This window comes from Acinetobacter sp. IK23, from assembly GCF_035615275.1.
GTDB classification, from domain to species: Bacteria; Pseudomonadota; Gammaproteobacteria; order Pseudomonadales; family Moraxellaceae; genus Acinetobacter; species Acinetobacter seifertii.
The window spans coordinates 62,418-77,283 of sequence record NZ_JANBNX010000018.1 but is presented as its reverse complement, the minus strand read 5'-3'; the positions used below and the strand labels follow the sequence as shown (position 1 = coordinate 77,283).

The following is a 14,866-nucleotide window of genomic DNA, read 5'->3' as shown; positions in this document are numbered from 1 at the left end:
AGTAGTCTCCTTTATACTTTGTTGACATGTGTCAATGATTTAATAGATACTAATAAATCTTGTATGGCTTGTATATAGAGTTATTCACAAATATTGACACTATAGTTCAATGCCCGGAAAAAAAAGGGGGCGAGTGCAAGACAAGAGCTAAGCTTGAGTAGTTGGATAAGCAAAGATTAATAATCTTTGGCTAGAAGCAAGGGAGAGCAAAACGTATTTTAAGTTAAAAGTTATTTCTCTTTAGAAAAGATAAACAAATCAAAAAATATTTGAATCTTCCTGTATTGTCTTTGTTTCAAATTGCAGTTACGGTCAGAAAATAAGTCATAACGATGTATAACTATTAACTTACTTCAGGTAATTTTTTTAATTAACGATGAGGATAACAACGATGACTACTGAAAATAAATTAGATGAATTAAAGGCAAAAGCGGCAGATGCAAAAGTAAAAGGTGAGAAAGCTTTAGATGACCTAAAGGAAAATGTTAAAGAGAAACAGGCCGCTGCAAAAGATGCTGTTGAAGATAAAGTAGATGAATTAAAGTCAAAGGCAGCAGATGCAAAAGCACAAGGTGAAAAAGCCTTGGATGATTTGAAGGACAATGTAAAAGAAAAACAGGCTTCTGCAAAAGATGCTGTTGAAGATAAAGCCACTGATTTGAAAGGCAAACTTGATGATGCTCAGCATAGTCTGCAAGATAAGTTTGATCACTTACGTACTGAAGCGGCCCATAAGCTTGATGATGCTAAAGCCAAAGCTGCAGAATTGAAGGAAGAAGCTGCATCAAAACTTGATGAATTGAAAACGCAGGCAACTGCAAAGTTTGATGAATTGAAGAAAACAGCAACTGATAAACTGAATAAGTTAAAAAATCACGATTCTGCTGAATAAGCTGATTTAAACTAAAATCCGTGCTGCTCACTCAAATGTTGAGGCTTTAAAATTAGCAATTATTCATTTCGAGTTGAGCGAGTACGGACCAATACTGTTACACTAGCTCCAATAAGCTGTAATGATCTGTTTTTGGAGTAAACAATATGTCTTGGCTTTCTTCATTAAAGTCTGTTTTTTCACCGGCACAAGAAGTGAAAGAAGATGAAATCCAAACCGTACTCCAAAATTATTTGCTACCCCATTCCAAAGATGCCTTAAAAGAGCGCATTAGTCAGCTTCAGGTGCAAGGTCGAGTTCTACAACTCACCATTAATACATTTCCTGATGAAAAAGAGCATTTGCAGCAAATTCATGATGAATTAGCCGATGCCTTAGAAAAGTGTGGTATTGAAGAACTTAATTTGCACGTAGTTCAGCAAAAGCGCCCTGCACAAGAAAGCGCAGATCAAGGTTGTTCATCTAAAGCACCGAAAGAAAATTCGAACTTACCACCGGTAGTTGATGCTTCAACTAAGCCTGAACCTGATCCAAACAATCCACCGATTCAAAAAGCTGCTCCTCAACAAAGAGATGTTCCAGCTCATCCTCGAATTAAGAACGTTATTTTGGTTTCATCTGGTAAAGGTGGGGTTGGTAAATCGACTACTACGGTCAATTTAGCACTTGCCTTACAAAAAATGGGACTCAAGGTTGGGGTATTAGATGCCGATATCTATGGCCCAAGTATTCCAACCATGTTAGGTAATGCTGGCAAAACACCTCTTATTGAAAGTGAAAATTTTGTACCTTTAGATGCATATGGTATGGCTGTACTTTCTATTGGACATCTCACTGGTGATAACAATACACCTGTCGCATGGCGTGGACCGAAGGCAACAGGTGCTCTAATGCAATTGTTTAATCAAACACTTTGGCCAGATTTAGATGTATTGATGATTGATATGCCGCCGGGTACAGGTGATATTCAACTCACGCTTGCACAGCGTATTCCTGTGACTGGCTCAATTATTGTGACGACTCCGCAAAATGTTGCTTTATTGGATGCCACCAAAGGAATTGAGTTGTTTAATAAAGTTGGTATACCTGTATTAGGCGTCGTCGAGAATATGTCGACTCATATTTGCTCGAACTGTGGTCATGAAGAACAAATTTTTGGTATTGGTGGCGGTGATAAGCTTTCCGAGCAGTACCATATTCCATTATTAGGTCGTTTACCTTTAAATACCCAAATACGTGAACATGCGGATGAAGGTAAACCGAGTGTTGTCGCAATGGATGATGCAGCTGATAGTTATATCGATATTGCTAAAGCATTATGGCAACAGATTGAAAAAATCCCTCAACGCACACGTGATGATAAGCGAATCTTTTGATTCATTTGACCCGACTTTAAGTCGGGTTTTTTATTGTTCGGTTAAAAGTAAAATTTAAATTACTGAATCTAAATAACAAAGCTAATCTTGAAATTGGCATGTAGATTGCTAGTTTACGCTTTTAAAAAGAAATAGGTGAAAAATGCAATTTAAATATACTTTGGGCGTCATCAGTTTATGTAGCGCGGTATTTTTAATGGGATGCAATAATGACAACTCAACTGTCTCACAAACATCGACAGTTGAAGAGCAGAAACAGAAACTACAGCCGATTATTATTCAAGGTGCTCTACCTGTAGAATCGCAACAGATGGCAGCTAAATTACAGAATGTGACTGTTGAAAATGTTGGTGGATGGACCTTTTGGAAAGGAACACACAATGGTTATCCAATGATTATATCCAAAACACGTATGGGTATGAGTAACTCTGCTGCTGCAACAGCTTTAGCCATCGAGCGTTATAAGCCGATTGCAATTATTAATCAGGGGACATCAGGTGGACATGACCCAGATCTACATGTTTACGATATTGTTTTAGGAAAGTACGCAACTAATATTGGTGCATTTAGAACTCCTAAACAACCATTAGGAGCTGGATCAAATTCACTCACTTGGGTTGAAGCATTTGATGTTTTACCAACCGATGAGTCTGATCCTGAACCGATTGCAATTCGCAAATTTGAAGGCGATAAAGGGTTATTAATGGCGGCCCATAAAGTTCGTTATGACAAAGGCCAAGTAGTTGAAGGAACGATTGGATCAGCAGATGTTTGGAATAATGAATTGGATCGTATTCAATTTTTCCATCAACGTTATGGTACCTCTGTTGAGGAAATGGAAGCAGCATCGGTTGCACAAATTGCAAGCCAGTTTAATGTTCCTTTCTTAGGAATTCGAATTTTATCTAATAATATTACCAATAATGGCGCATATGACCCAGGTACTGGAGAGGCTTGCCAAGACTATGTGCTTAATGTGGCTGAAGAATATATGAAATCTAAACTAGCAAAATAATAATTTAAATATATGGCAAGAAGATGAACTCTTATAGAGCATCTTCTTGTTTTTTATGCCCAATTCTACTTTTCCAATTTCGAATGACCATCCAACGCCAAAAAACTTCAGTCACTACATAAAGTATGATCGCAAATACAAATGCTTCAACTACAAGCCCTGACATTAAGATTTTGGCGAGACTGAAATCTATATGACCATGACCAAAGTGAGTAATCCACCTAGAAATTTGATGTAGTACACCTAAAAGCATCTTTTTATTAATCATATGTACATGATAAATATGCGAACCAAACCAGAATCCAACATACAAAATAGGGACGAGCGTAAGTGGGTTGCTCAACCAAGCAAGCATTAGGCTAATAGGCAAATTCACTTCAAATAGCAATACAGCCATCACAATAAAAACGCTATGAAATGGAATAGGCAGTAAACCGAAAAACGTTCCTACAAAAACGGCTCTTGTAATTGATTTACGGTTGACATACCAAAGCACAGGATTAAGGGTTTTTTTCCCAAAAATCCTTAAAAATTTCATATTTGAAACTTTCTCTGGAGAAGGAAGCCAAGACTGAAAAAATTGCTTTGCCATAATCATAGGATAGTAGAGTCTAGTGACTCATATAAACACAAAAAAACAATATATTAATTGAAACTTATTGAAAGCTTAAAAATTAAACTTACTGCAGTAATAATTCATTATAGATCTTTTCGAGGTAAAAATAGATTTTAAATAAAAATACTTATATTACTTAATACAATTTGGTACGCAAAGTTCAACAACTGACTGCTAAGTTTTTTAGATTAAAATTTTTAAAAAATGCATATCTTATTGTTTAATATTGATTTTAAAATATTGAATGTTAATTTTTAAAAAAATTGTCTTACAATTAGATTTTGCCTTGGCGAAAAATATCTATTAATCTGAAATGACTACATTGTGAGGTCATTCAATGATTTCATGGCTATTTATTGGCTTAGTTGCCACAATTTTACTTACCCCAGGCCCAACCAATACTTTACTCGCATCTTCAGGAGTACAAGTAGGTCTTAAAAAGTCTGCGAAATTAATTCCGGCAGAAGTCCTTGGATATGTAATTTCTATTTCAGCTTGGGGAATGTTAATTGGGAAGGTATCCGCAACACTTCCTTTCTTACCTCCTATGCTTAAATTACTAAGTGCTTGTTACATCATTTTTTTAGCTATTAAATTATGGCATACAGCCAATCAGCAATTTGAATTAGATCAGCCAACTATTCGCCCGCGTGAATTGTTCTGTGCAACTTTACTCAACCCTAAAGCATTACTTTTTGCTTCAGCGATTTTCCCTGTTACAGCATGGACTGATTTTCATATTTATTTCATTCATATGCTGGCTTATTTAGGGTTAATTACACCGATTGCATTGTTCTGGATTTTCTTGGGTTCAATTTTGGCAGGCAATAAAGTACGTTGGTTAAATCAATCGAATTTACAAAAAACAGCCTCGCTGATCTTAGTGAGTTTCTCAATTCCGATTAGCTATTCTGCTTTATTAAACCTTTAAAAGTCTTACTGAGCTATTCTTATCGAGAAGAGTAGCTCAAGCATTGTTTTCATAATTGCTTTTTTACGTTAAAGTACGTCGCAATCAATGAAATTACCTTTTGGATAGAAAATACATGGCTATTAAGTCTGATCGTTGGATTCGCGAAATGAGCGAAAAACACGGCATGATTGAACCTTATGCAGAGAATCAAGTCCGTTTTGATAAGAATGGCGAAAAATTGATTTCTTACGGGGTCTCTAGCTATGGTTATGACGTACGCTGTGCCCGCGAATTTAAAGTTTTCACTAACGTACATTCTGCAATTGTTGATCCGAAAAATTTTGATGATAAAAGTTTTATCGACATTGAGTCTGATGTTTGTATTATCCCGCCAAACTCATTTGCTTTAGCACGTACAATTGAATATTTCCGTATCCCGCGTAATGTTTTGACCGTATGTCTCGGTAAATCGACTTATGCACGCTGCGGTATTATTGTCAATGTGACGCCTTTAGAACCAGAATGGGAAGGTCACGTGACTTTAGAGTTTTCAAACACTACCAATTTACCTGCACGTATTTATGCTGGTGAAGGTGTAGCGCAAATGTTGTTCTTTGAAAGTGATGAAGTTTGTGAAACATCTTATAAAGACCGTGGTGGTAAGTACCAAGGTCAAACTGGTGTGACACTTCCTAAAACCTAAGTTGTTTTTAATTTAGATTAAATTCTAAAAATGGGTCACTTTAAGTGGCCTATTTTTGTTGAAAAGTAAAGAAACTGGCGTTCATCGGAATATTAATAAATGAACGTTTTCTTTTGTAAAAAATGATATAAAATGATCAATAATTGATTTGTTTCTTTGAGTTGTATCACACAAATTAAAAGAAACTAGATCGTAAATATCGGCGTTTTCTTTATGTATTTAATTTAAGGTTAAAGCAAGAGAAGCCAAATAAAAAGAAATTAAATTAGATTATGCCCCCAAGGATACGGAGGTCGGTCATGCGACAGTTTAAGTCCCTTCATGTAGCTATTCTAGCACTTGGAAGTTTATGCTTTTCTTCTGCTTATGCTGGTTCTACCTTAGTTCCAATGTCAGATGCTGAGTTGTCAGCTACTCGTGGCCAAGCCTTGATGAGTATGTCTTATATTGCGCCTACCGATGCTGCAAGTAATTCAAGTACTAACGGAAACATGGGATTCTATCGACTTGCTCTAGATGCTCAATTAGAACTGAATGCCAACATTAAAAAATTACAATTAGGTTGTGGTGGTGTTAATGGAGCAGGGGCATGCGATATTGATATTGATTACTTGAGCTTAAGTGGTGGTACTGTCGATAGTACTAGTGCAGAGCGAGCTGCGTCATCTGCTGTTATTACCAATCCATTTTTAGAGTTCGCGGTTAAAAACCCAAATTCAGCTTCTACACGTGAAATACAGGGTTTCCGCTTAAGTGCCAAATCACTTTCTGGTTTGCTCACTTTTGGTTTACAAAATGGTGATGCTGCGAGTGGTATTAACTCATTGAGTGGATACCTAGTGACTAAACCAACAGGTGGAACCGTAACCACAAATCCTTATTATGGTATTACCCAAGATGAGACAAATACGGCGATTACTGGTCGAGCAACTGTTTTAGGGCAAGGTGCAACGGTTCCATTTACTTCTACTGGTTATAATTTAAATTTGGGTGTAGGTACTGGTACGCTGTCGATGGGTCAGCAAATCATTACGGGTAAGCGTATTAATACTGCAAACTTAAATGCGACTGCGAAAGTTGGTGGTCTGGCTATTACAGGAACTTTAAATGCCACAGCCTCAGTACTAGGAATTCCTATTCCGATTTCGGGTAATGTAACAGGTTCTGTAGATAATCTGGATGTTAACGTTGCAATTAAACAAAGTTTAGGTTACTTCCATGCTGCGCAATTAAATGGATCGGCTGGTTATTTATCTGTGCAAGGTGTAAATATATTATGGCCAGAGGCGGCCTCGGTTGCACAAACAGGATGGTGGTTAGAACTTACAAACCCAATTGATATTGGTCAAATTACACCAACAGGAAGCGTTGACATTGCACTTTCGACTATCGTTGATGCTTTAGGACAAGTCAGTGCTTTCTTAAATAGTCCTGGTCATGCAGTAGATTGCGGAGCTTTAGCAACGAACTGTTTAATTGCAGGAAATCTTCCTGTTGGAACGGTTGATTTGACTGGTAAAACACCAGCTTCGATGGCTTTAACTAATGTAGTATTACAAAAACAGAGTTTTTCTTCTAACTGTTATGGTTCTTTAAAATTCTGTTAATTGCGGTAATGCCATTTATTATTTTTCATTCATCGGAAAAATATATTTTTGCTCATTTCATTTTGCATTTGAGTAAATATTCAGCATAATGGAAATGTGGAAAGGTTGGCAATTTTTTAAAGTTTGCCCCTGTGAGATGAAAAAGGAAATGATTTTATCTCACATCAAGGACTGTTAAAGAAAAAGAAATATGGTGCGCGGCATCGTATAAAACAGGAAGGTCACGATGACTACACTTAATTATACGGTCAGTTTTCAAAAAACCGTTTTAGCAAGTTTAATTGGACTTTGTTTAAGTCAATCGAGTTTTGCTCTTGAAGAGCTTTCTGATGCCGGTTTAAGTGAAACTACGGGTGAGGGTATTGCAATATTACCCCAAAATGCATTTATGGTATTCCGTGGTGCTGGCCCCAATGAATCTGTAAATCAGATTATTACCGACCGTAGTAAAGATACAGGCTACATTAACTATGTACCTGTTGGTCCTTTGAGTGTGGCAGCCGCTGATACCAGTGGTAATGGCTCTGTTGGACCTGAAGATAAAGCGGTCGGAAAAGCGGATATCTTTCTTTATGGCTTAGCGCTTTCTAAGTCAGATGGTGATGCAAACTCGCGTATTGCCAATACTGCAACAGCAGCAGCGATTTCAAGCTGGGGAACAGGTGCGAACCCGTGGGTATTTAAAGTAAAAACTGCGAATAATATTCCTAACTTTAGCACTACAGATAGTGGTGGTTATCCTGTTACCTATTTATCTTTAGAGGCTCCTCTATATCAGCCTACGATTGATGGTGCAGCGGGAGCAGATGCATATAATTTAAAATTAGGTTTATGGGCTGATGCATTTGTACGAAACCCTAATATTGTGGCAACTACAAATGGTTCTTTAGCACAATTTCAATATGGCAATAGTAATGGATTAATTGGTACCAGCATTGATACAAGTCGTGCGAACCGTTTACGGTTACAAGGTATTCTAAATGGCTTTAGTCTAAATGGTAGTCAGATTAGTATGTTCCAAACGCTAGGGGGAGCAACTACTGCAGGGGGAATGAGTCCTTTTTATAACAATACATTGGGAATATCTGGCTTAGTACGCTTAAATACGGGCGATAGTAAAAATACAAGCATTGTGACTGAAAATATTACGAGTCAAACCCAAACCTATGCAACAAGTACCAATAATGGTTGGCAAACAGTACATGCCGGTGCAAATTCAACCTTAAGTACAAGTAGCAGTGGAGATTGTGGTAATAGTGGTACAGGAAGCTTTAGTACACTACGTGGCTGTCGCTATTATGTAGAAAATCGTACAAGAACAGATACAAAAACTTCAAGTAAGATTAGAAGTGCTTTTAATGATACAAGTAAAGTCTTACGATTTAGTACCCGTGAAACCTCAGATTCACCAAATGCATCAAATAATTTATATACACCAGCATTAGATGCTACAGGTGCTGTAGCACCGAAGTTTGCAGATACTGAAGGTTTGTATTTATACAATCCAAATATTAACTTGGTCTTAGGTAATTTATATCAACCCCTTATTTTAGGTTCTGATGGGAAAAACTTTAGTATAGAAATTGCACGAATTGCGAATAAGCCGGAAATATATAAACAGATCTACACCGATTACACTGGTGCTGATACTACATATAAAGGTTCTACTTGTAACGTTTATTCTTGTGCAAATCCTACGCATAGTAGTATTGCAATCGGGACAGTTTACAGCCCTGATAATGGGAAAACCTTATTAGCAGATACAAGTGAAGGTGCAATAGGAGTTTCATTTGGTCGCTTAATTTCAACAGGTACACAAGTTTCTGGAACTTCTGCTGGTAGTCTAGTGTCATTGACTAACTCTGTGTCTGGAACGACCTCTGCAACCATGACAGAAGTCCGTTATAAACAAAGACAACAGAATACTCAAGTTTGGAATCAAACTTATAGTTGCGGTCTGTTTAATTCAAATTGTGGTTATAGTGCTGTTGGATATTTATATCAGTGGGAATATAACCAAGGGACTAGTTCCTGGGTCATTACAAATCCAACAACAAAACCTGCTGATGCGGCGAAATGCTCTGGCGTATTAGGGTGTACAAGTACTTCTGGTTCAACCCCAATTTATGGTACTACTTCAAACCGTGACTGGAGTAACGCGTCTATTCCTTGGCTGACGTCACGAAATGCTGTAGTCAATGATTTAATTGGAAGTAGTAATGGTACGACTGGCTATGTAATTCCAACTGCGAATCAGGCGCCTGCATTAAATAACATTACTCCTCTGAACAATTTAGGTTCTGCTGTGGTAGATGGCTTACTCATTCAGCATTTAAAACTCACCACAAAAGGTCTATAAGAGGAGGATAATGCGATGAAAAAAATAACTGCTTTACTCCTTACTCTGTGTGCAACTGCGACTCATGCAGAGTTACAAACCTTGGATAATGATGCTTTACAGGCGATTAATGGCCAAGCTGGTGCTGATTTGTCTTTAATGCTCAATTTAAACCAAACCAGTAACGGTATATTTGATAATGGTAGCGGTGGTGTTTGTGAAAATGTTGAGTTCTGCCATATTGGATTAGCAATTAATAAGCGTTTTGTGCAAGCAGATGCGACTAAACCAAGTGGTTGGGCCGAAAATAGTGATAGTGGTAATAAACTTTGGTTGGTGTTTAAAGGCGTACAAGGAACTTTAAATATTCAAAAAATGGGTTTGGATGGTGCCGATTTAAAGTATCTTGATAAAACCAATACCGAAATTATAAAACCTGCGATTCAACTTAGTTTTAGTGCAGCACAGCCGATTTTAATCCGTAACTTTGGTTTTAACGCGTTATCTATTGAGCAAGATAACTTTACAAGCTCAACCACGACCCAAGGCTCAAGTACCAATATGTATGATTATGCATATTTCAAAAAGCCAACGTATGCGGCAACTGCAAATAGTGCAAATCAGCAAGTTGCAACGGCTACACCTTCAGCCTATGACTATGGACGTGAAACAGGCTTTATGGGCTTAATGATGAACGGAAATTTGGCAATTCAAGGAAAAGTCATGGTGTTTAGCTGTGATGGTAGCCATCCCCGTTGTTAACGCTTAATGTAGATTTCAAAGGAACTGAAGTGATGAACAAAAATAAAGAAAGTCACAGCTCAAAGTTTATTTTAAATACATTAGCAACCAGCATGTTGTTAGTGAGTGGGCAAGTGTTTGCTTTAGAAGCTTTAACAGATGCTGATTTGAGCGCGGTAAACGGTCAAGATGGAATCTCGATTCAAACGACTTTTAATGAAATTAATATTGATAATGCTTATTGGGATGACCATGCGGGCACACCAACAAGTGCTGATCAGGTTTTAAGAGCGCAAGCCAGTGGCGTAAAAATACAAAAAAGTAATGCGTCCACTCAAACCTTAGGAACAAACTACCGTTTAGATGTGGGAAGTAATACAGCTACAGGTAAAGCTGGCATTGATTTTTCTATGCAAAGTAGCCCATCCCTCATTACAGTAAATAGCGTTAAAGTTTGTAATAGCTCTGCTACATGCTCACCTACGCTAGGGCAGTTGGCTATACAAACAACTTCTCCTTTAAATTTAGCACTGACTACTCAAGATGGTCTATTTAGTCCAAATAGCCAGTCAAATATGACATTAGGAATAAATAACGCAAATATTTATTTAGGACAGTTAGATGCCCGTAGTCAGCTTAACCAGCTAATTTTAAAGAATTTTAACTTTAATTTTGTTGGTAAAGGTGTCATGTTCATCGATCCCGTTAGGGGCATTGTTTTACAAACGAATACTGGATCAAATGTAGCTGCTGTTGGGCAAACACCAAGTACGACTTATGGTTATGTAGACTTTAATCGGGTAGCAGACTCAGCTTCGGGCTTAACAGCTGGTACGTATGTAGATAGCAATGGTAAAGCGACTAATTCGGGTCTTAACATTGAAGTAATGCTTAGCTCTAATGTTGATAAAACTAATCCTTATGGACTAGATGCGACCAATACACCGCAAAATTCAAAAGGTTTAATTCGGCTAGGTGCCAGTGGACGTATGGTAAATAGTTATTTACAAGTCCGCGGTATGGATGGTTCTTCAGATACTACAACTTTAGGTACTGCAAATACTGCTTCGGGTACGAGCTCAAGTAATAGTATTTTGGGTAATACTGGAATTGCCTTCCGTATGAAAGGTGAATTCACTAAAGATAATGACTCAATGCTGGGTTCAGATGGTAAAGCCACGACTTTAGAAATTGGTGGGGCAGGTTTAAATGCTTACGGTTTCGAGTTCGGCAATTTAACAGGTCTTAACTCAGCTACGCGTGGTTATTTTGATAGCGGAAATATTTATTTAAATCTTGCTGATACAAAAACATTATTAATGCCAAATAATGCGACCTTAAACAGTATTCGTTTAGGGGCGGGTACTTTAACAACTGCCGCCGATTATCAACATAATATTCACCGCGATACAGTAACTAATCCATTTAGTTTAATTCTTGCAATGCGTGGAGCAGAGTTTCAAGCATTTTCAAGACGAGGTCGTTTTACCACAAGTGCGAATGTTGCTGCTGCCAATCAATTTGCAGATAACGGTTTAACTAACGAATGGGGCTTGGCTTTACCTTTTTATAATTTAAATGCCAATGCTGCAGTTTACGGTTTAGATGCGCCTGCAAATAGCGCTTTTTACTATACAAAAAATGCTAACGGTAAACCCATTCAAAATGTTGTAGGTACTTCCGGAACAACTTCGCGTTTAGGATTTGGTGTCGCTGTTGGAACAACAGGTCGAGATACAGGCGGTACAAAAACAACTTCAATTTTATTAATTGATGGTTCTCCAAATGCTAATAATGCAGGCAATCCTACCGACTATTACATGGGCTTACGTAATATCGATATGTTCTTAAAAGGTAATGGCAGTATTGGTTTAGAAAATGGCAGTCTCAATATTAGTTTAAGAGAGATGCTCATTGCTTTATCAACTGAAATTGCTGCGGGCTATTTGCCAGGAGCTAAATATAAAACTTGTCCAGCAACAGGGTCTTGTACTTCACCCATTGATAACTTTGCCAGAAATAATGACGTTTTATTTGGCTTAAAACTACGCTTAGGCGGTGATTTAAATTTATCGATTGTGCCGAATAGTTCAATCGCTGATGGTAGTGCTTTAACTGTACTCGGTGATTTCACAATGCCAGCCACAGCAACTGGAAATACAGTTCAAATTAGTGACCCAATTGATGGTTCGGCAATTGGTTTTGATAATATTACTGGTAAGCTAGCGTTTAATACTGCTTTAGTAGTGGGCAAAGATACAGCAAGTGGTTTAGGTAAAGTGGGGGTAAATACCGCAGTCTACTTTAACCCAGATAAAAGTATTGACGGTGCTTTACGTGTTAAAGATATTAATTTCTATCCACCTTCAACAGGTGCAGGTGCACGTTTAGGTGAGCTTGCTATTACGGGTGGGCGTTTAAATAGTAACTTTAGCATCGTGCCGAGAAATGGTGCTTTTAACTAATAAAGCAAAGTGGCGATATCGCCACTTTTTATAAAAATTTATTTTGAATGTGATTGGATTTGCATTCGTCGGGTTATATCGATAATTGTTTTGTACCCATCTATTATTCTGATAATCTGAACAAATAATAAACGTTTGTCTCTTAAGGATTAGAGCGACATGAAAAATAAAAATATAGTGTGCTGGTTATTACTTACCAGTAGTTCAAGTGTTTTTGCGATGCAGCCTTTGGATGACCAAAGTCTTTCAGCGGCGACAGGTCAAAATGGTTTAACGCTAGGCATTCAGGCCGATAAAGTTAAATTTAATCAGGTTGCATTGATTGATACCAATGGCATCGCCTCTACGTCTTACAATAGTAAAGCTGGTGTTGTCATTGCAGGGAACTCTACGAATCCTGTTCCAAGCATAGAGTTTATTAAAGCAGCTGTATCGACCAATCCTTCTTTTAATATTGCTATTGATACCGATGCAGGTGCGGGTAAGCCTTTTGTAAATTTAGCTGTCACGATGGGTAGTGACGTAAATGGGATTCGACTTACACCATTTTCAGTTTATTTGGCACCTAATACTTCAGTATCTAGCCCTGCTGATTATGTGGTGACTAGTTATGCGCCAAAATCTATTTTTAGTTCGGGAACCACGGTAAATACAGGAGTAAAGGAGCTTGTTCGCTCTACAGGTAATCTTGATATTAACTTTGTGCAAACCAATAAACCTCGTTTAAACATTCAGTTGGGGCATGCTGCTCAGTCTGTTATGGTTAAATTTAGTGGAGCACTTCAATCGATTTGTTCTGCCGCTGCGGGTTGTCCAATTACGTTAGTGTCCGATACTACAGGTGCTTCATTTGGATTTAAATTTGCAGGAACAAATGCAGCTACAGGTTTTCTTCTTGATGGGTTTTATGCTGGGGTCGATCCAACAGGATTAACTTTTGGTAATACAGGTGCATCTAGTAAATTTGATGCATCGCTTAACAATGTCACTTTAGGAAATTTAGCAACACAAAGTACAACAACTTTTAATAATTTACCTAACGGGTCTATGGGGAGTTTTGGAGTTACAGGCGCTTCAGTGACTGACTTTAAAATGAAAGTAAGCGGTTTTTAAAAAATAATTACTTAACCTGAAATACCAAAAGAGGGTGGCTATATCAACAGTCACCCTCTTTTATAAATTTAAAGTAATTAGCTAAGTGATGAGCTGGTTCGTTCTAACTGTTGAACAATTTCATCTAAAGCTTTAATTCGTTTAACTTGGTCCCACAGTTCTTTGGCTTGAGGGTAGGCTTTGGTCATCATACCTAACCATTGTTTATAACGACCAACCATCCCAATTTCTGTTTTTGCCTGACCATTTAAAAAACGGATTTGTAAGTCAACCAGTTGCTCCCAACTAAATAAAGCCTCATCCATATTTTTACGAATGCATTGTGTTAAATCAGGAGTCGTTACAGCACCGCGACCAATCATTAAATCTTCACAACCAGATTGCTGTTGGCAGACCTTTGCATCTGCATTGTTCCAGATTTCGCCGTTAGCAATGACATTAATTTTTAAAGCTTCTTTGATTGGTAGAATTTTTTCCCAATAAGCTGGTGGTGTATAGCCATCTGCTTTAGTTCGCGCATGTACTGTTAACCAGCTTGCGCCAGCATCTTCAACCGCATGGGCATTTTCCATGGTGTGGTTTTCATCGAGATAACCTAAACGCATTTTTGCTGAAACAGGAATATGCTCTGGTACAGCATCACGGACAGCTTTAATAAGCATATGTACCACGTCTGGTTCATCAAGAAGTACAGAACCACCTCGGTGTCGATTTACGGTTTTGGCAGGACAACCAAAATTAAGATCGATCGCAGGAGCACCTAGTTCAACCACTTTTGCTGCATTTGCTGCCAGCATATCTGGATTGTTTCCCAAGAACTGCACATGAACAGGTGTATCTGCTGCTGTTTTACCGTCGTTCTTTAACTCAGGGCAAAAACTATAGTAGATATGGTCAGGCAAAATGCTGTCTGTAACTCGAATAAACTCGGTTACACACCAGTCGAAATCGCCAACAGATGTGAGCGTATCCCGCATGATCGGGTCAGTTAAACCTTCCATTGGAGCGAGTATGAGTTTCACAGTCTGTGCCACCTGATTAAAACAAAAACAGCGTTATACGGGATATGTATAACGCTGTCTAGTAG

General features: G+C 38.0%; 12 protein-coding genes. 10 read left to right on the top strand and 2 right to left on the bottom strand.

Annotated features, from left to right (window positions below; all coding sequences use genetic code 11):
• Positions 1-391 precede the first annotated feature (391 nt).
• The 3 genes from MSG95_RS12925 (at position 392) to MSG95_RS12915 (ending at position 3,283) form a co-directional block, all read left to right on the top strand.
• On the top strand, positions 392-892 hold the full coding sequence (locus tag MSG95_RS12925) for a hypothetical protein (protein ID WP_004703453.1): 501 nt from the start codon (positions 392-394) through the stop codon (positions 890-892).
• Between the two features lie 146 nt (positions 893-1,038).
• Entirely contained in the window at positions 1,039-2,268 is a 1,230-nt protein-coding gene (apbC, locus tag MSG95_RS12920; RefSeq protein WP_324624668.1) for an iron-sulfur cluster carrier protein ApbC, read from the top strand.
• Between the two features lie 142 nt (positions 2,269-2,410).
• Positions 2,411-3,283 (top strand): 5'-methylthioadenosine/S-adenosylhomocysteine nucleosidase, encoded by an 873-nt coding sequence (locus MSG95_RS12915; protein ID WP_324624669.1) that lies wholly within the window; start codon positions 2,411-2,413, stop codon positions 3,281-3,283.
• Positions 3,284-3,314: 31 nt separating this feature from the next.
• Here MSG95_RS12915 and MSG95_RS12910 read toward each other — a convergent pair whose 3' ends face one another.
• Entirely contained in the window at positions 3,315-3,881 is a 567-nt protein-coding gene (locus MSG95_RS12910) for a DUF2062 domain-containing protein (RefSeq protein WP_324624670.1), read from the bottom strand.
• Positions 3,882-4,236: 355 nt separating this feature from the next.
• Between MSG95_RS12910 and MSG95_RS12905 the strand changes: the two genes are divergently transcribed.
• The 7 genes from MSG95_RS12905 to MSG95_RS12875 all read left to right on the top strand — a co-directional run bounded on the left by MSG95_RS12905 (position 4,237) and on the right by MSG95_RS12875 (position 13,779).
• Positions 4,237-4,830 carry a LysE family translocator gene (locus MSG95_RS12905; RefSeq protein ID WP_324624671.1) on the top strand — a complete coding sequence of 198 codons (594 nt, stop codon included), beginning with the start codon at positions 4,237-4,239 and terminating at the stop codon, positions 4,828-4,830.
• A 115-nt stretch (positions 4,831-4,945) separates the two neighbouring features.
• Positions 4,946-5,515: a dCTP deaminase gene (dcd, locus tag MSG95_RS12900; RefSeq protein ID WP_002120290.1), complete on the top strand. Its 570-nt coding sequence runs from the start codon at positions 4,946-4,948 to the stop codon at positions 5,513-5,515.
• A 299-nt stretch (positions 5,516-5,814) separates the two neighbouring features.
• Positions 5,815-7,122 carry a hypothetical protein gene (locus MSG95_RS12895; protein WP_077169989.1) on the top strand — a complete coding sequence of 436 codons (1,308 nt, stop codon included), beginning with the start codon at positions 5,815-5,817 and terminating at the stop codon, positions 7,120-7,122.
• Between the two features lie 226 nt (positions 7,123-7,348).
• On the top strand, positions 7,349-9,481 hold the full coding sequence (locus MSG95_RS12890) for a hypothetical protein (RefSeq protein WP_324624672.1): 2,133 nt from the start codon (positions 7,349-7,351) through the stop codon (positions 9,479-9,481).
• 15 nt (positions 9,482-9,496) lie between these two features.
• The gene (locus tag MSG95_RS12885) at positions 9,497-10,222 is read left to right on the top strand and encodes a DUF6160 family protein (protein ID WP_077163859.1); all 726 of its coding nucleotides are present in this window, start codon (positions 9,497-9,499) and stop codon (positions 10,220-10,222) included.
• Positions 10,223-10,254: 32 nt separating this feature from the next.
• Positions 10,255-12,666: a DUF6160 family protein gene (locus MSG95_RS12880; protein ID WP_324624673.1), complete on the top strand. Its 2,412-nt coding sequence runs from the start codon at positions 10,255-10,257 to the stop codon at positions 12,664-12,666.
• 159 nt (positions 12,667-12,825) lie between these two features.
• Positions 12,826-13,779, top strand: a complete 954-nt coding sequence (locus tag MSG95_RS12875; RefSeq protein ID WP_174743915.1) for a DUF6160 family protein — start codon at positions 12,826-12,828, stop codon at positions 13,777-13,779.
• Between the two features lie 77 nt (positions 13,780-13,856).
• On the opposite strand, the gene MSG95_RS12870 is transcribed toward MSG95_RS12875, so the two are convergent.
• Positions 13,857-14,801, bottom strand: a complete 945-nt coding sequence (locus tag MSG95_RS12870; RefSeq protein ID WP_324624674.1) for a tRNA dihydrouridine synthase — start codon at positions 14,799-14,801, stop codon at positions 13,857-13,859.
• Positions 14,802-14,866: the final 65 nt, after the last annotated feature.